Consider the following 24,231-nt stretch of genomic DNA (forward strand, 5'->3'; position numbering starts at 1 on the left):
TAAAATCTGCGCTCTTTTTTTGCGGCCATAATTGAGATTGAGGAAATAACGTGAGCGATAAAAAATCATCACTAAGTTACAAAGACGCTGGGGTTGATATTGATGCAGGTAACCAGCTAGTCGAAAGAATTAAATCGGTCACAAAAAAAACGCACAGACCTGAAGTCAAAGGTGGATTAGGTGGCTTTGGTGCTTTGTGTGCATTACCAGAAAAATATAAAAAACCTCTTCTCGTATCTGGCACAGACGGCGTAGGTACAAAACTCAGACTGGCTATGGACTTAAAACAACACGCAGGAATTGGTATCGATTTGGTGGCCATGTGTGTGAATGACCTAATAGTGCAAGGCGCTGAGCCTTTGTTTTTCCTCGATTATTACGCCACCGGCAAGTTAAATATTGATACAGCCGCAGAAGTCGTGACTGGTATTGGCAAAGGCTGTGAATTATCAGGTTGTGCACTCATTGGCGGAGAAACCGCAGAAATGCCGGGCATGTATCATGGTGAAGACTATGACGTAGCGGGATTTTGCGTAGGTGTAGTTGAAGCAGATGATGTAATTGATGGTTCGCGAGTTGCTCATGGCGATGCGCTAATTGCCCTTGGCTCATCAGGACCTCACTCTAATGGCTATTCTTTAATACGTAAAATCATTGAAGTATCTGAAAGTGATACAAGTGACACCCTTGAAGGTAAGGCGTTGTCAGAACACTTACTTGAACCAACGCGCATATATGTCAAAAACGTGCTGACTTTATTAGAACAAGTTCAGGTTAACGCTATATCTCATATTACTGGTGGTGGATTCTGGGAAAATATTCCAAGAGTGTTACCTCAGGGCACCAAAGCTGTGATTGATGGAGCGAGTTGGCAGTGGCCAGCAATATTTAATTGGTTACAAGAAAAAGGCAATGTAACCACCCATGAAATGTATCGCACCTTTAATTGTGGTGTAGGTTTAATCATTGCATTACCTAGTGATAAAGCTGCCCAAGCGATTGATATCTTGAAGGATCTTGGTGAAAACGCCTGGCAGATTGGTCATATCGAGAAGAGTGATTCCGAACAACAGGTAGAGATCAATTAAGTGGCTGAGCAACTAGCGCAAAAGTCTATTGTAGTTTTGGTTTCGGGCAATGGTTCTAACTTGCAAGCAATCATCGATGACATTTCTCAACAGAAAATTAACGCTAAAATCTCCGCGGTTATAGCAAACCATCCAACAGCCTATGGGCTAACTCGTGCGGAAAATGCGGGGATCCCAGCCATATATATTGATCATAAAGACTTTGATAGCAGGGAAGAATATGACGCCAAAATGGCTAATTGCATTGACGAATTCAATCCGAATCTCATTGTATTAGCTGGATTTATGCGTATTCTAACCCCTTCTTTTGTTGAGCACTTTCAAGGTAGGATGTTGAACATTCATCCCTCTTTGTTGCCTAAGTACAAGGGTTTGCATACACACCAAAGAGCAATTGATGCCAAAGATAAGGAGCACGGGGCATCAGTGCACTTTGTGACACCTGAGTTAGATGGTGGCCCGGTAGTGTTACAATCCAAAGTACCAGTGTTTGAACAACAAGATGTCGCAGAGTTGGCTGAACGCGTGCAACAACAAGAGCGTCAAATGTACCCTTTAGTAATCAAATGGTTTTGTGAAGATAGGCTAAAAATGATCAATAATAGAGCAGTATTAGACAACCAAATATTAGCTGAAGAGGGTTATGCGATTGAATAAGTCTATTGTTCTTTTATCACTAACCTTACTTTTAGGGCTGACCTTTGGCGCAAATAAACGCGCTTATGCAGACACAGATCAGCTAGTGGGTTTTGAAGCGGAATACCTAGTGTATCGATTTAATAGAAGTTTAGGCAAGGCAAAGCTAGTCCTAAAAGCGGATAAAAACGATCTCTACAGATTAGATTATTACTCTAAAGTGTCTGCTTTCTTTTTATCAGACATTCGTTCAGAAACAAGTTTTTTTTCATTCAATAATTCCCAATTACACCCCCTTACGTACGCTTATAGCCGCAGTGGCACCGGGTCAAATAAAAGCACTAAAATTCACTTTGATAACGAAAAATCCTCAGTCACTATCAATCAAGCACAGCCAATTAATTGGTCGGGGCAACTTGATAACCAACTTTATCGCTTAGACGTACAGTTAAAACTAGCCTCAGGCAAACGTGAATTTGAATATGATGTTATTAATAACAGAGGTGAACTACGACACTATGAATTAAAAGTCGTGGGTAAAGAACAACTCGACTTGCCCTTTGGTATGATTGAAGGGATCAAAGTCAAAATAATCCGAAATAATTCATCAAGAGAAACCATAGCCTGGTTTTCGCCACAACTTAATTATCAATTAGTTAAGTTAACCCAGTTTAAAGATGGTGACGAACAAGGTGAAATTCGATTGAAGTATTTCAAATCTGAAAATAGCGACCCTAAAGCAAAAAACTAACTCTAATAGCAACACCTATCCTATACTAGCTTTGCTCTGATATCATTTTTATTGATACAGCGTTATTTTAAATGTTCATGCAAACCTAAGCTATAAACTGATCCTTAAACTTGATTTTCACATAGTAAAACTATACTGTTTATAGTCTGGTCTGACCTCTAAAATTGGAGAATTTATGCAAATCCTAATTTGGTTTTTATATGTAATAGCGTCGCTTGGAGCAGTCAGCTATTTTCGAATGAAGTTATTTAATGCAACGGTAGGGCTTTTCTGCCTATTCGTGCTCGGAAGCTTATTAGGTATAGTCGGCGAATTTACTTGGCTGGCATTTTTAATTGTGGCCGTGCCCCTCAATATCGAATCTATACGTAAACAATACATTAGTGAGCCGCTTTTAAAAATCTACAAAAAAATCATGCCTGAAATGTCGAGCACTGAGAAAGATGCAATAGACGCCGGTACGGTTTGGTGGGATGGTGAAATTTTTAGTGGTAATCCAAATTGGCAAACTCTGCATAATATCCCGCAAGCGCGGTTAACAGGTGAAGAACAAGCGTTTCTAGACGGTCCGGTAGAAGAAGTGTGCAAAATGTGTAATGACTGGGAAGTGACTCACGTCAATGCGGACCTATCTAATGAAGTGTGGCAGTATCTAAAAGACAATAAATTTTTCGCCATGATCATTAAGAAAGAATATGGTGGCTTAGATTTTTCTGCCTATGCCCAATCTCGCGTATTGCAAAAACTATCCAGTGTTAGCGCAGTACTTTCTACTACTGTCGGCGTACCCAATTCTTTAGGTCCTGGTGAATTGTTACAACACTATGGTACCAAAGAACAGCAAGATCACTATTTACCCAGATTAGCTGTTGGAGACGAAATCCCTTGTTTTGCCCTAACAGGACCAGAAGCTGGCTCAGATGCTGGCTCATTACCTGATAGCGGCATAGTATGCAAAGGTCAGTGGAATGGCGAAGAAATACTCGGCATGCGACTGACTTTTGATAAACGTTATATCACCCTAGCGCCTGTGGCGACTGTGATTGGTTTAGCGTTTAAAATGTATGATCCAGACGGATTATTGGGTGACGAAAAAGAATTAGGGATTACCTGTGCATTATTGCCTAGAGACACCGCAGGAATGGAGATTGGCAATCGTCATTTTCCGTTAAACGTTCCCTTTCAAAACGGCCCCATTAGAGGCCAAGACATTTTTGTACCTTTAGATTACATCATTGGTGGCAACAAAATGATAGGTCAAGGCTGGCGCATGTTGGTTGAATGTTTATCTGTTGGCCGCGTGATTACCTTACCTTCTTCCTCAGCCGGTGGTGCCAAAAGTATCGCACTTGCAACTGGTGCCTATGCCCGCATTCGTCGTCAGTTTAAGATGCCAGTAGGTAAAATGGAAGGCATTGAAGAGATGCTGGGGCGTATAGGTGGCAATGCCTACCTGATGGACGCTGTGAATGCATTTTCAACCAAAGGAGTCGATTTGGGTGAAAAACCGTCTGTTATCTCTGCCATATGCAAATATCATTTGACAGAAAAAATGCGCCAAATAGTCAATGACTCCATGGATGTTCATGGAGGCAAAGGGATCATGCTAGGACAAAACAACTATTTGGGACGCGCTTATCAGGGAGCGCCTATAGCCATTACGGTGGAGGGTGCAAACATTCTGACCCGAAACATGATGATCTATGGACAAGGCGCTATGCGTTGCCACCCATACGTATTAACAGAATTACTGGCCGCCAATAACCCAGACGAAGATGAAAGTTTGCAACAATTCGACCAAGCCGTATTCGGGCATATTGGTTTTGCTTTCAGTAATTTTTTCCGTAGCTTATGGTTCTCACTCACTGGGGCACAATTGACTAAAGCGCCTTTTGATGACGAAACCTCTGGTTATTATCGTTCAATGCAGCGTTACAGTACTAACATGGCATTTTTATCTGATGTGGCAATGGCTGTATTAGGCGGAGAGTTAAAACGTCGTGAACGCATTTCGGCGCGTTTAGGTGATATATTGAGTTATCTATATCTGACCTCTTGTGTATTAAAACGTTTCGATGATGAAGGGCGAAAAGCAGACGACTTACCTCTGCTGCACTGGGCTATGCAAGATAGTTTGCATAAATTAGAAATAGCATTAGAAGAGTTATTTGATAACTTCCCGTCAAAAATAATGGGTAAGTTACTGAAATTAATCATCATGCCATTTGGGAAAAAATATAAACGCCCATCAGATGAGATAGAACACAAAATAGCCAGCCTGTTGCAAACGCCAGGTGAAGCTCGCAGTCGACTAGGTTCAGGACAATATCTATCAAGAGTCGAAGGCAGCTTGATGGGTGATTTGGAACAAACTTTAGAAAATGTGCTGGCAGCAGAGCCTATTTACAACAAGGTATGCAAGGCAGCCAAAACATATTTGCCTTTTACCGAATTGCATAAAGTAGCCGATAAGGGACTTGAATTAGGCGTGATTACCGAAGAGCAGGCAACACTCTTAAGAGAAACAGAGAAAGGACGATTACGAACTATCAATGTTGACGATTTCAAACATAGTGAAATCGTACAGAGTGTTGAAAAAGAAAAGCCTAAAAGAAAACCTAGGGCTAAGAAAGTAGCGTAAACAGTATAATAAAGCCCCACTAATATGGGGCTTTATTTTTAGAGCGGTTAGGTCTCAATCAAGAACAATGATTAACTGTATTAGTTCCGACTAGATCTGACACTACTTCTTGAAAAGTAGAGAGTTACCCGTTTTGATAAAGGTGTCGAATCTTTAAATCAAAACAATAAAGGTAACTCTCATGTTGCATACTAGCAATCCAATCATTAAACACAAAGCTGGGTTAATCAATTTAGCCGAAGAGCTTGGAAACGTATCAAAAGCCTGCAAAGTAATGGGTGTATCTCGTGATACATTTTATCGTTATCAGGAACTTGTAGAAGACGGGGGGATTGATTCTTTGATCAGTCAGAGTCGTCGAACACCTAATCTAAAAAATCGCGTTAATGAAGCAACAGAGCAGTCTGTTATTGAATCAGCAATTGAATATCCTGCTTACGGCCAACATCGAACGAGTAATGAGTTGCGCAAAAAAGGTATTTTTGTTTCAGGCAGTGGAGTGCGCTCAGTTTGGCTACGACACAATCTAGAAAACTTTAAGAAGCGACTCAAAGCCCTCGAAGAAAAAGTAGCCAATGACGGCATTATCCTCAGTGATGCGCAAGTTGCGGCGCAAGAGAAGAAAAAACACGATGATGAAGCTTGTGGTGAAATAGAAACACAGCACCCTGGCTATCTTGGCTCACAGGACACATTTTATGTGGGAAATCTTAAAGGCGTTGGGCGTATCTACCAACAGACCTTTGTTGATACCTACAGCAAAGTTACGTTCGCTAAGCTCTACACAACCAAAACGCCAGTTACGGCTGCTGACATGCTTAATGACAAAGTATTGCCTTACTTCGAGCAGCATGACTTACCTATGCTGAGGATTTTAACCAATAGAGGCACGGAATATTGCGGAAGAGTTGACCATCATGATTATCAGTTGTATTTGGCAATCAATGACATTGATCATACTAAGACAAAAGCAATGTCACCACAGACAAACGGTATCTGTGAAAGGTTCCATAAAACGATCTTGAATGAGTTTTACCAAATCACATTCAGGAAAAAACTCTATTCGACGATGGAGGAATTGCAAAAAGATCTGGACGATTGGATGGATTCCTATAACAATCATCGAACTCATCAAGGTAAAATCTGTTTGGGACGAACACCGTTTGAAACATTGCTTGATGAAAAAACGGTTTGGGCGGAAAAGAATCTAGCTCAAATCTAAACTGACAACACCCTTTGAAAAATGGGTAACTGTCAGATCAGGTCTGAGCTACTACAATATATGTCTAGGTTAACCCTTTTCAACGAACCTGAGCCTGCAGCTTTACTGCGTCCGGTAGGGTTTCAATAGACCGAATACGAATATCACGATAGTAACATTCTGCACCTTCAGATTGGAGTTGCAACTCTCCCGCAATCAAAGGTTTACCTTCCAGCTTGATGTCAAAAAGAACCATCACCACTGTCCCATTAACAACGTGAACAGCGGTATTACCTAATACATAAAGATCGATGCGGGTCCACTCGCCATCAGGGCTTTCCATGTCCGTAGATCGTACCGCTCTAGCGACATGTCCCTTGCGCAACTGAGCCTCGGCCGCAGGTGTCCACACTAAATCATCATTTACATGCACTTGAGCAGAGGGGCCTCCGAGCAAAAAGAGATCGCCCATATCTCCTTCCATGATTTGCAGCTCCACACTTTTTTTCCACACCTTCCACATTTCTCCATGCTCACCCGTAGCGTGATAGAGGATCCCGCTATCACGTTTTTTGTCTAAACGAGGAGCCCACTTTTTTTCGCCCCACTTAAACTCTAGACTCAAGTGGTAATTCTCATAAACGGCTTTTGAAGTTAGCCCACCGTAAACCTCTCCACTCACCTTCATAATCAGATTACCGTCGGCGTCTCGTTCTGTACTGTAAACGCCATAAGGATCGCTCAAGCCAATAGCTGAACCTTTGATATAACCATCCGGCAATGTTTTAATGCTAGCATGGGGTACCGCTGTCCAAACATCCCAATGAGTGAGATCTTTATCAAGCAAGTCGACCCACTTTTCACTAGCAACGGCCGTCACCGAGTGCTTCGCGAAAACACCACCCCAGGTAAAAATACAAGCCAGAACAACCCATAGAGGTATTACTTTTCTTTTCATAGAAATATTCCTTATTTTGATATTGATAAACAGGACCTATACCTATGACTTATTTCGAAATAAGTTGATTAAGGGTGTAATACACTTTATCGACACTTACCTGCCTGCCCTTAATATCTTTAAGCTTAGTAAAGTCAATTTGTACCACTTTATCCGCCGTAAGTGGCAAAGTAACGTCAACTTCGCGACCATCTTTAGATAAGCTTACCTTTCTCACTGTTAACGCCTGTTGGTTATGCTTAGGAGAGCCGTAATTCCCTGAATAATGATAGTTCCACTCTTGTGCCGTAAAATTATCGGTAACAATACTTGACGCATCAAGCTTCTCTGTAAACTTAAGTTTAAAGCCGGTTTTGGTCAGTTTAATATCTAATAACTCAAAAGGGTTGGTGCCATCCCAAACCACTTTTTGTAAACCAAATGGCTTACCGCCTTTAGCGCCCCAACCTCTTGCAGTTTGACCAACCCAAAGCTGGCCTTTGTTATCAAAATCAACACGAATATTGCCACTTTGAAAACCATTCATAAAGTTAAGAACGGCACCTTGATACACGCCATTAACCTTATCCAATATCACTCTAAACACATTAGACTGAGTTTGATCACCAATAAAAATTTGCTCCTTAAAAGGACCGAACTTTCCTGCGGTTGTATCCCATTCAGGGTTACCCGGCGAACTGGCCACTTCTACATGCGGCATCCACACTACGGGCTTTTCGCTCATTGACGCTAATTTTTCTAACGACAAATTAGTAATACTTTCTTTTGTATAACCTTCTACCTCTAGTAATGAGACAGGGTGTCCATAAAACTTATCTTCTTGCAATAAATGTAATTTAGACGTTGGCACCCAATCGCCTTGGTTATCGGTAATGAACACTTCTCCTTGCGGACTTGAGCCAATACCTGCCGGTGAGCGTAACCCCCATGCATAAGGTTGAAATTCCCCGGCTTTATCTACTTTAAAAGCAAAACCTCGGTAGCCACCTGCACTGCCCATGGCACCAAGTGAAAAAGCACCAGGATTTCCATGACTTAAATTAAGCGTTCCATAGTAATTGCCCTGTTTGTCTTTTACTGGGCCATAGGTATATTCATGATAGTTATCATGGAAGTCCCAATCCCCAACGACATGCTCATATTCGTCGGCAACACCATCATTATTAGTATCTTTAAGTCGAGTTAATTCAGGTTTTTGAGCAACTAATATTGAACCGTCATCATCTACCAGTAAACCTGTAGGCTCATGAAGCCCTTCGCCAAATTTAAACCATTGTTCATTGTCATAACGCCAAACGTCGCCAAAACGGGTAGCAATATATACAACACCGTCTTTAGTGCTATCTAGACCCGTAGCATGAAAGCGTACATCTTTAGGTGTTTCAATGGTCTCTATACTATAGCCATCGGGTTTATACGTGTGCTTAGGAGCATTTTGTGCATTGGTCCAACAAGCGATTACAGACAAAGCGACAGCGGTAAAAACTGATTTTATTTTCATCATAATAAGTTCTTCTATTAATTAATCTGTGCAGTAAGAGTGAATTGACCTTGAGTATCAGGTGTAATATTAACGCGTTCATTTTTGACTTTTCCTGAAGATGCATGCCAAGTAAGTTTGTCAATTTTTGGTACAGTAAACGCAACTGTTGGCGCCGTTAACTGATTTACTTGATAATGAAATTGAATCTCGCGATCATTATTTGCACTTGCCGACAGTTTATATTCAGCGCCATCTAACTGATAACGAAATACGGGTTCGTTATTTTCAAGCTTATAACCTTTATACTTACATTGCCCCTTACCTGAATCACTATGCTTTATTGAATTAGGTGCATGAAAAACCCAGTCGCCCAACGGCACGCTGCCATCTTGACCTCTGCCGCCCACGTTAGGGCCAACATTTAACAAATCTCCCTGCCATAAACCAACAACAGCACAAAGACGGGTATTAAAGGCATAATTTACCTTTGCAGGTAGCCCAACAGAAATTGAATACGCTGGAATTTTCGTTGTTTTTTTACGTTGAACCACAGTTTTACTCGTTGCTATAACATGTACCTTTTTCTTTGACATAATTTGTCTAGCACGAGTAGAGAATGGAAATAGCTTAATGGTCGTATCATCATTGGTTACCATTAATGGCCAATTCCTTCGATTTAATTCATTTTTACCTGAGTAATAAGTCACCTTTAAATGCTGCTTGCCTCGTTCTAATTTCCACGTTGGATTATCTCCCTCACCTAGGCGTTCAATTTTTTTACCATTTATCTCAAAAGTTACATCTATTGGCATTCCCCACTCGATCCATATTTGAGTATCTTCATCCTTCAATGTGTAAAAATCACCTTCAAATTCTAGAACATAATCTTTAATTTCAGGTAATTGAAAGTCTGCAAAATTTGACGTTAGCTCACCCTCTTTAATTAATTTTTTATCGCTTATAACTTTATCATTGCTATTCGCCATTTGATAAATCTTATAGGTTAAACCATCAAAACCTTCTCTTTTAGATAGCACATAAGCCACAATAGCTTGTAACTGAGGCTCAGTGTAAACGGCGCTAAAACTCGGCATACCTGCTTTTGAAAAGCCTTTTTTAACATTACTAAGTATCGTTGATGGCTTATGTCCATGTATCCATTCACCGTCTTTTAAGTTAAAACCAGAGGCTCCGCTTAAATCTTTGGAGTGACAAGAAGCACATACCTCTTCATATAAGGCTTTGCCTTGTGAGGTTACTATTGGGTTTTGCGACATCGCTATTATTTTATCGTCGAGTTCACTTGTATAAGCACTTGACGTAAAGAGCATAACCACTAAACCCAACATTATTTTGCTGTTTATAAATCGAATAGTGTTAACCATTGCTATAACTCCCTAACCCAAATGTTTCGATAACTTACTTTGTCATTATGATCTTGTAAGTAAATTGGAGCACAACCGTGTGCTTTATATGACGGTTTTCCTATAAAAACAGTGGCACCTTTCAGTTCAAAATGATTTTGAACCAAAATACCGTTATGTAGTAATGTTATATAAGCAGGTGTGTTTAATGACTTATCATCATTAAACACTGGAGATTTAAAAATAATGTCATAACTGTTCCATTCTCCCGTGGGCACCATAGCGTTAACTAATGGCGGCGATTGCTTATAAATAGAAGCCGCCTGACCATTCACATAGGTTTGATTTTCAAAAGAATCTAAAATTTGTACTTCATATCTTCCTTGAATATAAATACCACTATTACCTAATTCCTGCTGTGTTTTACCTTCAATTTTTTCCGGTGAACGCCACTCTACATGTAATTGAATATCACAAAAGTCTTGTTTCGATGACATACCACCTGTTTTTGGTACTACGGTAACCGTGCCATTTTCTACTAACCACTTTGGCGTTTTGCCTTCCTCGTCTCGCCAAGCTTCTAGGCCTTCGCCATTAAATAACGAGAGTGCATCAGAAGGTATTTTTCCCGGCGTTACCACGACAGGAATAGGTGTCCACTGCTCTGTTAACTTATAATCTGCTGTGGTATTTTCTGCATGTGCGATATTCACATTTACTAGCAAACTGATACTTAATATTTTTATTATATTTTTCATATTCCACCATTAATTGTTCAAACAGCGAGTGTTACGCTGTACTGAATTATTTGATTAAAGCGACTGATATCATTTGATAACGGTAACCGTTACCAAAGTTGCCAATTCACTTTATTGCCCAAACCCCGTTCAGGACCTGTAAAACCAATCGCGTAGTCATATTGTTTATCCATCGCATTGGTCAGAAAGAAATCAATATCAATCGCTTCGTTTACCCGCCAATTAACACTCACATCCACTTTATTATAAGAAGACAACATCGCCATACTGAAATCGCCCGTATGCAAACTTGTCGCAGATGATTCACCAACATACTTCACTGATAAATACGTTGATAAATTATCAGTCCATTGCCAGTTGATACTTGCCCCACCTTGCCATTGCGATCTGCCTGATAATAATTCGCCCTCGCCTGCTTTAACATCTGCGTAAGTGACATTGGCTTTTAATGTACTGTTATTGGTTAGCTCGGTTGATAAAACCAGCTCTGCGCCTTGCGTTTTAACCGATGACCGATTCACTAACGAGAAAACTGCTGTAGATAGGCTAGCTCAAGTCCTTTGACTTTAACTCCGTCAATGTTTATTGGTTTTGTAATATTTAGAACAATACCATCTGCTACTGTTTCCGTTTGCCCTTCAATTATTACTAATGTGCCTATGTCTTCAACAAATAGTCCTTTAGACTTGAACACCGGTGAGACAATTTATTTCAAGAAAACAAGAGTGCAGCAATGCAAATAGATTACAGTTCCTTTAAAGAAAAGAGGTAGTTCGTACAATTAAAGAAATACACGAACTCCCCTTCCACTTAAAGTTGTAGCTAAAAGCTAGCTCTTACTCCAACTGAGTAACGTGCACCCGTTTGGGTAATTGCTCTAGTTTGATTTGGATTATTATTGCTGTATCTAAACAAAGTTTCATTTGTTATATCGGTTGCATTAACATAAAGAGATATGTGATCATTGATTTCGTATGACGCCTGAGCATCAACTTGACCATATGCATCAACATATTCAGCATTAGCATTTAGACCAACTTCTCGCTCAAGAAACTCACTACGGTAGTTATAGCCAATGCGTGCGCTAAACGTTTCGTCTTCGTAAAAAGCTACAATATTAAAGTTATCTTCGGAAGCACCAACTAAACCAGTTCCTTCAGCAACATACTGATGTTCAAAATAGGCATCATTATCAGTATAGGTATAGTTTACTATCATACCTAAGCCACTAGCCCAACCAGGTAACGATGTAAACTGCTGTTGATAAGCTAGCTCAAGGCCTTTGATTGTAACTCCTTCAGCGTTTACTGGTTTTGTAACATTTAGAACAATGCCATCAGCTATTTCTTCCTCTAAACCCTCAATTTTGACTAATGTGTTTACGTCTTTCAAAAATAGTCCGGCAGTTAATGCTCCAAGGTCACTGAAATACCATTCTAACGTCAAGTCATACTGAGTAGCTTCAAATGGTTTCAATTGAGGGTTACCCTTACCCATAGTTCCATTAGGAATATTCAGTGAAGTGATGGCTGGTGCTAAACGAGAAACTGGCGCTCTAGACATCACATTGGCGGCAGAAAAGCGAGCTACTACTTTATCAGTAAGATCTGCTTTAACATTTAAACTCCAAAGCCAATTAGAATAGTCATTAGTTTCGCTAATTGGCTGTGTATCATCAGAAAATATCGGTAAATCACGGTTCTCGGGGTCCACTCCCAAAAGAACTTGACTAAGACCATTTGATGTCTGGTCGGTATCCACATACCTCAAGCCAACATTACCACTGACTGGAACGTCAGCTACAGAAGAGACAAAGTTCGCTTTCGCGTATGCTGCTAAAACGTCTTCTTTTATATTATAGCTAAAAGCAGTCAAACTCGAGTCGAAGGGTATGCCACCATCTGTTAGAGCATCTTCTACAGCAGCGAAATCACTATATATAACATTACGAGGAAATTCAGCCGAAGAAAAAGATAATATGTCGCTTGGGTATGGTCTAAGATCTATGCTATCTGGGTAGGCTACATTATCTGGGCCACTGAAGTACAAATCTCGGCTCTGAGTGCGCTCACGCACCTTCTTTTGTACACCAAATTCTACTGATTCGATTAAGTCACCACCAATATTTAAATTAAAATCAAACTGTACGCCTTTTTCATCTTCATCTCCCACTACATCAACACCTAAAAGTTGATTTATCTGATAAATAGAAGGATCTGAAAAGTCCACACCGGCAAAATCTAAATCAGCAACGTCACCTATATTACTTTGATCATAACTATACGCGCCTGTGGCATCAACAAAGTTTGCTTGATAACGTTTGAAATCGTAAAAAGATTCAGATTTTGAGTAATAAACCTTAGCATCCATTTCAAGAGCGTCAGTGAGATACCAAGTCGCATTCAAATCATGATTTTGGAACTTGTTATTACCCGGGAATACAATATTGTCATTGCCGTTAGAGACATTAAGAATGCTATAGGTGCTATTAAGTCGATCACCAGCAAGAGATGTCACTACACCGTTTGTCACAGTACCTGTAGTATTATTGTTACCTGCTGTCATTGGCTGCATATTTATACTGGCTGCATTGCCTTCTTCTTCAAGATCCGAATAAAACCCATCATAGGTAATATCTATTGAGTCAGTTGGGCGGAATTGCAACGAACCACCAATCCCGAAGCGCTTACGTTCGTTTTCTAAAACACCCCAAGTCGCATCAGTTGCAACCATTGGGTTATCAACACCTGGAGTCAAACCAAGAGCCGAGGTAAGCGTATCATCTGCTGGGATGTGACCATTGACAATAAACGAGTCCTGACGAATTGAACGTTTTGAATAAGATAATGCGAGCAAAGCACCAAAGGTTTCATCATCATTTGTATTACTAAAAATGAAAGAAGCTTCTGGATCGTTAGCATCAGCAAGTTCAGAATATGCATTCTCTATACTTCCTGACATATGCAAGCCAGGGTTATCTAATGGGTGCGCTGTTTTAATATTAACGCTAGCACCTAAAGAACCTTCATTCAAATCAGCCATTGATGATTTATAGACTTCAATACCAGAAATCAAATTTGCTGGCATTACTTCAAAAGCAAAATCTCTACCTCCATTACCGTTTACATCAGAAGAGGCTGACGTAGCAGTAGCTCCGTTAAGGGTTACTAAGTTAAATCCGGTACCTAAACCACGTACAGAAATACGGCTACCCTCGCCGCGTGCTCTACTGATAGAAACCCCCGAAACGCGCTGAAGAGACTCGGCTAAATTCTGATCAGGAAATTTACCCATATCTTCTGAAGAAATAACATCAACAACTGAACTTGCAGTTCGTTTTTCCCCCATAGATTTTATAAGACTACCTACCATGCCAGTCACTTGAATTACTTCAACTTCTTCTTTTTCTTTTATTTGTTCTGACTCTTGTGCACTTGCCACTGTAGTTGTAAATAGTGCAGCAAGTATTGTGGCTAGAATTGATTTTTGTGTTTTCATGTCACTTCTCTGTTTATTAGTCATTTCAACGCTATTCTCAATACGTACTCGAATAACGCCCTTATCAGAGATTTCAGCAATTAGGCCAGAGTCATTTAATATCAAATCAAGCGCTTCCTTAATGGAATAGTTTCCGCTCACAGCTTTAGCTGTTCGGGATTCTGCAATATCGTATGGAAAAATTAGCAATGCTTTGGTTTGCTCAGCTAATAAGTTGAGAGCCTCGGCAGCGCTAGAAGTTGGGATGTTTACAAGGTGTTCGGTAGCATTACTATTGCTGCGAACGTATGTTTCGCATTTTGCGTCAACAGATATGCATATTGCCCATAAAAACAGTGTCCTTACACCCCAACTTGTAAACCATCGCTTACTTTTATTTACCATACGAAATACCCGCTATCATTTATTTTAATAAATGCTTTGGTTGCGATCTCGTCACTAATGAAACAAATTCATGACTAAATACCGAAGTTCAACTTTACCTTTATTTTACATTTTATATATAAAAATACACATCATATTTACAATTTGCATTTCATCATTAGTTAAGATTATTTTCCTTACTGGCGGCACTAATTTCTATTCGTTTATTTTCTAGCTTCTTGATATGAATGCCGAAGCTAAATTCTAGTGTGTCAAACAGTCCCTCTAGATCACCTATTTTAAATTGCCCACCGATTCGAATCTGTTTCAAGGCAGGATCAATAATTTTAATTTCAACAGGGCTATATCGACTAATTTCAGCAACCACATCTTCTAATGTATCCCCAGTAAACAACACAAAACCTTGGCGCCAGGTATCTCGACGTATACGTTGTTTATCATCCATCACTTTCACTGTAACGCTGGGTAGTTCAGTTTTCACTTCATTACCATTAGAAACGTAAATAGTCGCTCCCTCTCCAGCCTCTAGTCTCCCGAATTGCTCGACAGGAATGGCAACATAAAGTGCAGGCTCTTTGCTACCATTTTGATTAATTGAGTTAACACCCGACAACGTTGAAACAGTTTCAACTGCAGTATTGAGCTCCGCCAATTCTACTTTTCCTTCGGTCACTAGAACCTCCACATCCTGCTTTCGAAGATAAACAGTAAACGCGGTACCTATTGCCTCAACTCGCCCTTTACCTGCATGCACTCGAAAAGGTCGGTTTTTATTTTTAGCCACATCAAAATGGGCTTCGCCTTGTATCAAGTAAATGTTTCTATACCCCTCGGTGTATTCAACTTTAATTCGACTGTTGGTATTAAGAACCACAACAGAGCCATCCGGCAAAGGGATAGAGGTATGTTTGCCAATTGCCGAGGCGTAATAACCATTCGAGTTATCAAATCGATCGTCGCTAAACCATATTGGAAGAAACACTTGCTGCAACAACAGCACTAAGCCAACAACGCTAACGGCCATAGCCCACGCCCTTCCCGAAAAAATTGTGCGGGTCGTTGAAGGCTCTTTGTGCGTTGAAGACTCTTTCGGTAAAAGTTTCACTAGAGGGATATTTAGCTCGGTCAATACAAGCAACTCACTAGAAAACTGATTAAGACTTCTGATTTCTTTGGCATGTTGGGGACTGCGTGCCATCCATTCCTTAAGCGCTAGCAATTCTTCAGCAGTAGGCTCGCTATCACCATCAAGCTTAATCAACCACTCAACTGCCTCTTGCTCCAATTTTTTTGGATCAAAAGGAGCATTTGATGGAAACTCTAAAACGTTTTTCATAACTTTCTCCCTTTTTGAGGCATTTTTGGTTCTTGCCAACTTTCATTAGCTAATTCTTCTCTTTCTTGCTTATTTCGAACGAACTCTCTACATTTCAACGTGCCTTTTTGTAAATGCATTTCTACATTTCTTAATGACACACCCAAGGTCGCTGCAATTTCTGTTTGTTTTAATCCATGTACCCTACGTAGCAAAAAAACCCTTCGACAGGCCTCGGGCAAGGCGGCTACCGCATCGCAATAAATTCCCAAAGATTGTTCTGCCTCAACTTCACTTTCTAAAGTAGCACTCGGTTCAATAGAAACAGAATCTTCGCAATCTTCTAGGTACTCAGAGATCTTATTCGACTTTTTAGTTAATTCATTAATCGCGATATTTTTAGCTACCGTAAAAAGGTAGGATTTGGGGTGCTCAATCGCTTTTTCTTGTTCAGCACAATAAGCCTTAAGGTAAGCCTGCTGAGCAACATCTTCGATATCATGTTGAGAATGTAAAAATCGTCTGAGAAAACTCTTTATAAAAGTGCTGTTCTCAATAAATGCTCGGGTGATCACGGAAAGCTTTCCTTGGGCAGACACTTTTGTAACGTTATTGTCTTGCTGCATGTTATTGCCTAGTAGGTATATTTTATTGAAAAAAATATGGGCTGTTATACTAAAACAATTTCAAGAGGAAATACCGAAGGCTTAATTTACCATTTTATTTTTTATTAACAGTCAAAACCATTAAATAAAAAACCTATGCCACTAAGAGCTCCAAAGCGTGATAGAAAGTTATTTTTAAATCCTATATTCTGAGGTGCTTTCGCTCCCAAACTGAGATAGAAACATGAAATTCAATAGATATTTTTAAGCATAACGATTCAAACAATTTAGTTCTTTGAAGCTTTGAATTAATCGACTTGACATGCTTAACTCGACGTTTCGTAACCTTACCCTTAGATCATAATATTTCATGCCGATGTACTATAATTAACAGCCTAATCAGAAAATTGATGTTTATAGCATTAAGTGACTCTTTTGCATCACCAAATATCACTCGACAGTTCTCTTTAAAAAATAGTGGATTATCAACGCCTAAAAATCCCAAATGCATGCCTTGTTTTAGGAAAAAACATTCTTGGCTAAATCGGCATTTATTACTGGCATGCCATAGATTAAGCTACCTTTCACATCACGCGCGGCGAGGTTAACGACATCATTAGCGCCGCTAATAATCGCCAAATCAACTTATGTACATCTTACTTAATGCCCTCGCATTTCAGATGAAAGTTTTATCTTCAGCTATTATGGCTCCTTGATATTGAACTACTATTCTCGCAACCTCATTGGCCATTTCGCAACACGGTTCGATTGAATTACTCATAAGGTAAGAAGCAAGAAAACAAATTGACACAGCTTATGCACGTAAAATGCGACATGCTTATGTAGCGGCGGTTAGTTATGTGGATGCCCAGATCGGTAAGGTACTTACGGCGATTGAAGCAAGCGATGCCAAGGGCAACACAATTGTTATCTTATGGGGTGATCACGGTTGGCATCTTGGAGAAAAAACTATTTGGGGTAAACATACTTTATACGAACGAGCATTGAAAAGTCCCCTCATTGTAAAATTGCCGGGTGGTAAAGGTAAAGCTTTTGATCAGATTGTTGAAACCGTAGATATATATCCGACCTTGATGGAGTTAACTGATTTTGAACAATCTCCGTTACTGTCAGGAGAAAGTCTGCTCAACGTTATTGATCCAAACCGAGAAAGAGTGAATAAAGTCGCCCGCAGCTTTTTTACAAACAATGGTGTGACTATTCGTGATCAACGATATAGGATTATTGTCCACGGCGAAAACTATTCAAAGGATGTTGAGCTTTATGATAATCAAATCGATCCTCTGGAAACTATTAATATAGCAGCAGAAAACGAAAAAGTTGGATGGCCTCTGTTCGAGAGCGCAGTCGATATAATTTATTTTAAGCGATTGGGCTACAAACAACAGACTAAAACATCCATATTAAAATTCTTATTAGGTGCCAATTTATTTACACCCAAACATGGCATTACTCAAAGAATGATTAGGTTGCAAAATGTAACAATAATGGCAGCCGAACTTATTATTTTCTTTAGTCCCTCCCAATAATCCTGCACTTCTCTGCCCTACTCTCCTCTTAAATTCTCCGTAAAAAATTATATTGAATAGCGTTACACTGCCCCTTTATTTGCCCTTATACTTTAGTCTCAATTTGCTCAACAACGCTTGTTTTCCTCTTAAAACCCAATAGAGTAACCGTTAAATCACACAATTAGTTTTAAGCTTTTTAGCTAGCCTAGTTAATAGTTCTTTAAACTCAACGTTAGCGCTTATAGCTAGTTTGCGCATGGACAGTAGTAAAATTCATGATGGAATATCAAGCAAAAATGCCTCGTAGAGACCACGTACTACGTCAAGCCATTGACAGATTAAAGCAAAATGTAGCGTTGAACTTTGACGCACAGCAATTGTTAACTGAAATGTTACGGGAAATCGGTAATTTAACCGGTTCAAAATTTGCCATAGTGTTAAAGCAAAGTCTAACCAACAATGATCAACCTAAATATATATGTTTGGCGGCGCAGCAACAAATCAATGATGATGAATGGGAAGGTCTTGAGCTGAGTGGTTTATTGCACCTTGATAAAAGTACTAAACCTTTCTTCGACGTATTATTACAGTGCAGGTCAACAGTTTTAGATCGCCTTGGCCTTCGCCGTTTAAGTAATTTTAACTCCCACTGGCCAACAGTTAACCGTGCCATGATTATCCCAATGGGGCTTGATAAGCGGAATCAATATCTAATTTGTATCGCCAATTCTGATAAAAATTATCATATTGAAGAAGTGCAAAGACTATGGCCTATATTGATCCATGTATCTACTCAGTTACAACTACTGTTGAGTTACGCAACGCAAACGCCGTCGAAGGCAACAGAAGGTGAAGGAAAAGTAAATATAGTTGCGCAAGAAGATGATATTTGGCGCAAGATATTTTACCAATTAGAAAAAGCCAACCCTTTGGCAATGATTACTTTAAATTCTGAAAAAATAATTTGTCGCGTTAATGAATCCGCCGAAAACTTACTGTCTATGTCAGGTACAGAACTCTTACAAAAACCTATTGAAGAGTTTTTACTCAATCATAAAGTAATTCTGCAGTCCTTAAAAAACACCAGTGCGACTAATATGGTGAGCCGTGTTCGTAAACCAATGGGCGGCGTAATAGATGTAAAGTTAAACCTTGTGCATTACGAAGAACAGGGAATGAAATATGATCTGTTATTGATTGAAAAATTTGAGTCGCCTACTGTAAATCAAAATGCTGTAGCCCTAGCATTGGAACGCTTTCAAGTATTGGCGTCAATGTTACCCACTGGAATTTTGCAAACGGATGCGAATTGGCAAACAGAATATGTTAATCAGCGCTGGCTAGAAATTACGGATTGTAAAGCAGGTGAAATACACGGATTAGACTGGATGCAACAGTTTCATCCCGATGAAGCGGAAGAACTGTTAACGCAGTTACATAACAGTATTACTGGCGGGCATGAGTTCATTCGTGAATGCCAAATGAAAAATCGACAGACATACAAATGGGTCATGTTACACGCCACTCCTATTATCGATGTAAAAGGCGATGTGAAAGGCTTAATTGCCACTGTCAGTGATTTTTCTAAACAGCATGAAGCGGAAGAGCGTTTACGTGAAATGGCTGAAAAGGATCCCCTAACGGGTTTGTCTAACAGAGCCTGCTTTTTTGATCGACTTGACCATGCGCTTGATCGTGTTGAACGCCATGGTTCACTCGCGTTATTGGCGTTGGATTTAGATGGTTTCAAGCATATTAATGACACATTAGGCCATGATGTAGGTGACTTTATTTTGATTGAAGTGGCTAAAAGGCTGCGAAATAGTGTGAGGATAGAAGATACCGTTTGCCGAGTAGGCGGAGATGAATTTTTGGTGATTATTGAAGGACTAGAAGATGCATCTGTCGTAGCATCTTTGGCGGAAAAAATATTACATGTGCTTGAAGTGCCCTATCAATTAGGCTCGAAAGAAATCTTTATTTCAACCAGTATTGGCATTAGCTTCTCTGTGACGGGCCGTAAAACCACCAGCAAAAATTTATTGAAGCAGGCCGACCTTGCCCTATATAGGGCTAAAGATGCCGGTCGGAACAATTACCAATATTACTCGCCAGAACTTGAACAAGCATCGAGGAGAAAGTTAGAGTTATCTAACGATTTACATCGTGCCCTAGGTAAACAAGAATTTGAAATTTATTACCAAGCACAATTAGATATAGACTCGAATCAAATAAAGGGTTTTGAGGCTTTGTTGCGTTGGCATCATCCTGTTAATGGCTTAACTTCGCCTACTGAATTCATACCAGTTTTGGAAGAATCAGGATTAATATCCAGTGTCAGTCATTGGATGTGCCAACAAAGTTTTCAGCAATTACGGGAATGGATAGATAGTGGGCTGCTGGATGAACACGCTGTTATGTCTGTGAATATTAGCCCCAGACAATTTTATGATGAACATTTAGTAGAACAACTTCATGAAGCAATTTTAAATGCGAATTTACGTTGTGCTAACGTGGTAGTCGAAGTAACAGAGACACTATTACTTAAAGAACATAATTTAACCATTAAGCACCTTAATCAATTACATGATCTAGGCATTAAAATAGCATTAGATGACTTTGGAACAGGTTTTTCTTCATTGAGTTATCTGAAAAAATTTCCCATTGATATTATCAAAATTGATAGAAGTTTTATTAAAGACATTACCACAGACGAAAGTGATTCATTAATTACAAGAGCAGTGATTAAGTTAGGCGAATCTCTCGGTTTAACAGTGTTAGCAGAAGGTGTGGATACTGAGCAAATTTTAGCCTTATTAAAACTTTGGCATTGTGAAAAATATCAAGGATATCTTATCAATCAACCCTTGCCTTCTGGCAAAGTAAAAGCGCTTTTAAAGGACCACAATAAGTTCCAAAAAGCGTAATCAATAAAGATTGAAAAGTAAGTCATTATTATCCCCTAGTGAATAGATTGAAGGAAACTATGTCAAATATTATCACCACCGAAAATGCTACAAGCACCAATAAAACAGAACCACTCTTTTGTGTTGCAGTGGGGGCTTCTGCGGGTGGTTTAGAAGCATTAAATGAGTTTGTTTCCGCCTTACCTAAAAATGCTCCAATGGCTTACATGATAGTGCAACATCTATCTCCAGACTTTGATAGTTTAATGGACCAACTGTTACAGCGACGCACCGACCTTAAAATCTGTACTGTTACTGATGGTATTGAGATAGAGGTGAATACCATTTATCTAATGCCGCCAAGAACTAATATGTTAATGGCAGAGGGTAAATTAATACTCGTAGACCAAGTACCACACCAGGGTAGTAATTTTCCAATCGATGTATTCTTTCGCTCTGTTGCTGCTGCTGCACAACATCGAAGCGTAGCTGTTATTTTATCTGGCACGGGTAGTGATGGTAGTCGCGGTATAAAAGACGTTAAAGAAGCCGGCGGCTTGACAATAGTACAAGATCCCGAAGAAGCGCAGTTTGATGGTATGCCTTTATGCGCCATTCAAACTGAATTAGTTGATGCTGTTATGTGTGCTGCAGACATCCCAACTTATTTAGTAAAAGTGTTAAGTCTAGGGAAATCTCCAAAAAAGTCAGGTGATCCTATTATTAGTCAGTTCGATGACAATGTTTTGACTAAAATATACACCCACTTATTAGAGCATCATGATATCGATTTTGGTTTATACAAACCCAATACTGTAAAACGTCGCATTGAACGACGTATGAGAATTCATGATATCGAAGTCTTGTCAGACTATGCCAAATTATTGATTGCTCATCCTCAAGAAGCCAAAACATTGACCAAAGAAATGCTGATAGGCGTCACCCATTTTTTCAGGGATGTGGAAGCATTTGATTGTTTGCAACACCATGTTATTCCCAATATTTTTGATAATACGCCAAGTAACGAGATGATCCGAGTGTGGACTGCTGGATGCTCTAGTGGCGAAGAAGCCTACTCAATTGCTATGTTATTTGATGAAGAGCGCCAACGGCGAAAAAGTGGCCATGAAATTAAAATATTTGCGTCGGACGTGGATGCCAATGCCATTAAAGAAGCCAGCGCGGGCACTTTCTCGATCAATATTGCCACTGACGTTAACGCAGAACGATTAGAACGTTATTTTATACAAAGTGAAGACGGTTATACTGTTTCATCCGAGCTGCGACATTTGGTTGTATTTGCTAACCACAATTTACTTAAAGATCCACCATTTTCAAATTGCCAGTTAGTGGTTTGTCGTAATTTGATGATTTATTTTCAAACTAAAGCACAACAAAATGTGTTATCCATGATGCAATTCGCGTTGCGCAAAGACGGCTATTTATTTTTGGGCAACTCTGAAACCTTAGGAGACTTTCAAAAGAACTTTAAGCCAATCAATGAACGTTTCCGTATATATCAAAAAGATCAGATCATTCATCGGGTCAATGACCTATTTACGATACCAGCCAATAGAAATAATCGTGATCGTAAAAGTCCACCAAGTATTGAGCGAATTTTAAGTCACTATCAACAACCGAAAGAAATTAGCCATATGCCAGCGTTAGAGGCATTGATTAATGACTTTATTCCTGCCTGTGTTGTTATGAGTGAACAACTAGAAGTCATTCATTTATATGGTGATCTGCAACCCTACACTAAGCCGCTACAACAAGGGAGATTCAGTGCCAAAATTGGTGACTACTTATTAGAAGGATTAGCTATGGCTGTGACTACAGCCATTCATAAGGCGGTCAAGCTTAAGGAAGCGGTTCGCTTCAAAGACATACAGTTTCAGTCAATAAATGGCACAGAGGTCGCTGTAGATCTCGTTGCCTTATATGTACCTGGTACTAAAAATAGTCCTACCTATGTGGCTATTGGACTGAGTCCTGCCACTATTAGCGCTCCCCACAAGGCAATAGGTGTATCTTACGATGGTCACGTGGAGCCACAACATAGAATTAATGATTTGGAAGAAGCGCTACGCCATAATCAATATCATCTAAGTGCCACAATTGAAGAGTTGGAAACGACGAATGAAGAATTGCAAAGTACCAATGAAGAATTAATGGCGTCGAATGAGGAGTTACAAAGTACTAACGAGGAATTGCAATCCGTCAATGAAGAACTGTATAGCGTTAATAGTGAATATCAGGAGCAAATCGAAGAAACAACTAAAGTTAATCTAGATATCGAAAATATCATTAAATCTGCTGATATAGGCTTTATATTCTTAGATGATGCCATGGTTATTCGTCGATTCTCGCCTATAGCTAAACAGCATATTAATCTAATAGAATCGGATATTGGCCGCCCTTTTCACCATATTTCTCATAGTTTGAAATATGATGGTTTGTTAAAAGAAATATCCTCTGTTATCAACGACGAAATTACCATTGAGAAAGAAATTAGCACTCTCAACAATTCCCACATGTTGATTAAACTGGCTCCCTATATGGATAAATCCAATACCGCACAAGGCTGTGTAATTTCGTTGACTGATACCAGTCAAATACAAATTTTGAAAACGAACCTAGCTAATAGTTATGCTGAACTCAAAGACATAATGGCGGTTAATTTCACAGCAAGTAATGAGTGTTTTGATATTTTGGTTGTGGATGATAATGAAGTTGATTTATTGTCTATTAAGTCTGTATTAAAAACAGTTAATGGCAAAAGCGGTACGTATCAAATACACACAGTAACCAGTTTCAACGATGCTAAAGATTTGATTCAGCAACAGAATATCGATTTATGTTTACTTGACTATAAGCTAGGGGGGTATGACGGCTTGGAGTTAGTAAGGGAATTATTCCAAAGTGAAGATAGCCCCGCTTTCATACTCTTTTCAGGTGAAGTAAATGACGAATTAACCCAAAGTGCGATCCAATTAGGCATTTATGATGTGATTGATAAAGTCGATATTACACCAGCACTATTAGATCGTAGCATCAGGTATTCTTTAAGGCATAAAAAAACCGAGGCCTATCTTAATAAACTGGTTTAAG

The 24,231-nt window shown here is 39.5% G+C and carries 16 protein-coding genes and 1 pseudogene; 8 read left to right on the top strand and 9 right to left on the bottom strand.

All coding sequences use genetic code 11. From position 1 onward, the window contains the following. Positions 1-50 precede the first annotated feature (50 nt). From purM to AAC000_RS19540, 5 genes are all read left to right on the top strand, one after another. Positions 51-1,088, top strand: coding sequence for a phosphoribosylformylglycinamidine cyclo-ligase (gene purM / locus AAC000_RS19520; protein ID WP_339725136.1), 1,038 nt, complete (start codon positions 51-53; stop codon positions 1,086-1,088). Further along, on the top strand, positions 1,089-1,745 hold the full coding sequence (purN, locus tag AAC000_RS19525; RefSeq protein WP_339725138.1) for a phosphoribosylglycinamide formyltransferase: 657 nt from the start codon (positions 1,089-1,091) through the stop codon (positions 1,743-1,745). It begins immediately after the preceding gene. After that, complete coding sequence (locus tag AAC000_RS19530; RefSeq protein WP_339725139.1) at positions 1,732-2,475, top strand: DUF3108 domain-containing protein; 744 nt, start codon at positions 1,732-1,734, stop codon at positions 2,473-2,475. Before purN ends, AAC000_RS19530 begins: the two co-directional genes overlap by 14 nt. A 175-nt stretch (positions 2,476-2,650) precedes the next feature. Next, complete coding sequence (fadE, locus tag AAC000_RS19535; RefSeq protein ID WP_339725140.1) at positions 2,651-5,116, top strand: acyl-CoA dehydrogenase FadE; 2,466 nt, start codon at positions 2,651-2,653, stop codon at positions 5,114-5,116. A gap of 181 nt (positions 5,117-5,297) precedes the next feature. Then, positions 5,298-6,338 carry an IS481 family transposase gene (locus tag AAC000_RS19540; protein WP_339725141.1) on the top strand — a complete coding sequence of 347 codons (1,041 nt, stop codon included), beginning with the start codon at positions 5,298-5,300 and terminating at the stop codon, positions 6,336-6,338. Between the two features lie 79 nt (positions 6,339-6,417). Here AAC000_RS19540 and AAC000_RS19545 read toward each other — a convergent pair whose 3' ends face one another. The 9 genes and pseudogenes from AAC000_RS19545 to AAC000_RS19585 all read right to left on the bottom strand — a co-directional run. Continuing rightward, the gene (locus AAC000_RS19545) at positions 6,418-7,275 is read right to left on the bottom strand and encodes a DUF1080 domain-containing protein (RefSeq protein WP_339725142.1); all 858 of its coding nucleotides are present in this window, start codon (positions 7,273-7,275) and stop codon (positions 6,418-6,420) included. A gap of 49 nt (positions 7,276-7,324) precedes the next feature. Further along, positions 7,325-8,779 carry a hypothetical protein gene (locus tag AAC000_RS19550; protein WP_339725144.1) on the bottom strand — a complete coding sequence of 485 codons (1,455 nt, stop codon included), beginning with the start codon at positions 8,777-8,779 and terminating at the stop codon, positions 7,325-7,327. Between the two features lie 14 nt (positions 8,780-8,793). Then, positions 8,794-10,143, bottom strand: a complete 1,350-nt coding sequence (locus tag AAC000_RS19555) for a cytochrome c (protein WP_339725146.1) — start codon at positions 10,141-10,143, stop codon at positions 8,794-8,796. Positions 10,144-10,145: 2 nt separating this feature from the next. Then, positions 10,146-10,880, bottom strand: a complete 735-nt coding sequence (locus AAC000_RS19560) for a DUF1080 domain-containing protein (RefSeq protein ID WP_339725147.1) — start codon at positions 10,878-10,880, stop codon at positions 10,146-10,148. Positions 10,881-10,969: 89 nt separating this feature from the next. Further along, the gene (locus AAC000_RS19565) at positions 10,970-11,401 is read right to left on the bottom strand and encodes a TonB-dependent receptor (RefSeq protein ID WP_339725149.1); all 432 of its coding nucleotides are present in this window, start codon (positions 11,399-11,401) and stop codon (positions 10,970-10,972) included. Between the two features lie 301 nt (positions 11,402-11,702). Then, a complete protein-coding gene (locus tag AAC000_RS19570) occupies positions 11,703-14,762 on the bottom strand; it encodes a TonB-dependent receptor (RefSeq protein ID WP_339725151.1) in 3,060 nt (1,019 codons plus the stop codon). A gap of 157 nt (positions 14,763-14,919) precedes the next feature. Beyond that, positions 14,920-16,098, bottom strand: coding sequence for a FecR domain-containing protein (locus AAC000_RS19575; RefSeq protein WP_339725152.1), 1,179 nt, complete (start codon positions 16,096-16,098; stop codon positions 14,920-14,922). Continuing rightward, positions 16,095-16,703 (bottom strand): RNA polymerase sigma factor, encoded by a 609-nt coding sequence (locus AAC000_RS19580; protein WP_339725154.1) that lies wholly within the window; start codon positions 16,701-16,703, stop codon positions 16,095-16,097. Before AAC000_RS19580 ends, AAC000_RS19575 begins: the two co-directional genes overlap by 4 nt. 337 nt (positions 16,704-17,040) lie before the next feature. After that, positions 17,041-17,324 (bottom strand): annotated as a pseudogene (locus AAC000_RS19585) (NAD(P)(+) transhydrogenase (Re/Si-specific) subunit beta); the annotation flags it as partial. Between the two features lie 185 nt (positions 17,325-17,509). Here AAC000_RS19585 and AAC000_RS19590 point away from each other — a divergent pair. The 3 genes from AAC000_RS19590 (at position 17,510) to AAC000_RS19600 (ending at position 24,230) form a co-directional block, all read left to right on the top strand. Further along, positions 17,510-18,232, top strand: a complete 723-nt coding sequence (locus AAC000_RS19590; protein WP_339725156.1) for a sulfatase-like hydrolase/transferase — start codon at positions 17,510-17,512, stop codon at positions 18,230-18,232. Positions 18,233-18,510: 278 nt separating this feature from the next. Further along, the gene (locus AAC000_RS19595) at positions 18,511-21,141 is read left to right on the top strand and encodes an EAL domain-containing protein (protein WP_339725158.1); all 2,631 of its coding nucleotides are present in this window, start codon (positions 18,511-18,513) and stop codon (positions 21,139-21,141) included. Positions 21,142-21,200: 59 nt separating this feature from the next. Continuing rightward, positions 21,201-24,230, top strand: a complete 3,030-nt coding sequence (locus AAC000_RS19600) for a CheR family methyltransferase (RefSeq protein ID WP_339725160.1) — start codon at positions 21,201-21,203, stop codon at positions 24,228-24,230. Position 24,231: the final 1 nt, after the last annotated feature.

It is taken from the genome of uncultured Paraglaciecola sp., assembly GCF_963977085.1.
In the GTDB taxonomy this organism is placed as follows: Bacteria; Pseudomonadota; Gammaproteobacteria; order Enterobacterales; family Alteromonadaceae; genus Paraglaciecola.

What these genes read in the sequence shown, in the direction of transcription:
- AAC000_RS19570 (WP_339725151.1), bottom strand. Translation starts at nt 14,762, where the DNA reads ATGGTAAATAAAAGTAAGCGATGGTTTACAAGTTGGGGTGTAAGGACA.
- AAC000_RS19555 (WP_339725146.1), bottom strand. Translation starts at nt 10,143, where the DNA reads ATGGTTAACACTATTCGATTTATAAACAGCAAAATAATGTTGGGTTTA.
- AAC000_RS19575 (WP_339725152.1), bottom strand. Translation starts at nt 16,098, where the DNA reads ATGAAAAACGTTTTAGAGTTTCCATCAAATGCTCCTTTTGATCCAAAA.
- AAC000_RS19580 (WP_339725154.1), bottom strand. Translation starts at nt 16,703, where the DNA reads ATGCAGCAAGACAATAACGTTACAAAAGTGTCTGCCCAAGGAAAGCTT.
- AAC000_RS19595 (WP_339725158.1), top strand. Translation starts at nt 18,511, where the DNA reads ATGCCTCGTAGAGACCACGTACTACGTCAAGCCATTGACAGATTAAAG.
- AAC000_RS19590 (WP_339725156.1), top strand. Translation starts at nt 17,510, where the DNA reads ATGCGACATGCTTATGTAGCGGCGGTTAGTTATGTGGATGCCCAGATC.
- AAC000_RS19545 (WP_339725142.1), bottom strand. Translation starts at nt 7,275, where the DNA reads ATGAAAAGAAAAGTAATACCTCTATGGGTTGTTCTGGCTTGTATTTTT.
- AAC000_RS19560 (WP_339725147.1), bottom strand. Translation starts at nt 10,880, where the DNA reads ATGAAAAATATAATAAAAATATTAAGTATCAGTTTGCTAGTAAATGTG.
- AAC000_RS19530 (WP_339725139.1), top strand. Translation starts at nt 1,732, where the DNA reads ATGCGATTGAATAAGTCTATTGTTCTTTTATCACTAACCTTACTTTTA.
- fadE (WP_339725140.1), top strand. Translation starts at nt 2,651, where the DNA reads ATGCAAATCCTAATTTGGTTTTTATATGTAATAGCGTCGCTTGGAGCA.
- AAC000_RS19600 (WP_339725160.1), top strand. Translation starts at nt 21,201, where the DNA reads ATGTCAAATATTATCACCACCGAAAATGCTACAAGCACCAATAAAACA.
- AAC000_RS19540 (WP_339725141.1), top strand. Translation starts at nt 5,298, where the DNA reads ATGTTGCATACTAGCAATCCAATCATTAAACACAAAGCTGGGTTAATC.
- AAC000_RS19550 (WP_339725144.1), bottom strand. Translation starts at nt 8,779, where the DNA reads ATGATGAAAATAAAATCAGTTTTTACCGCTGTCGCTTTGTCTGTAATC.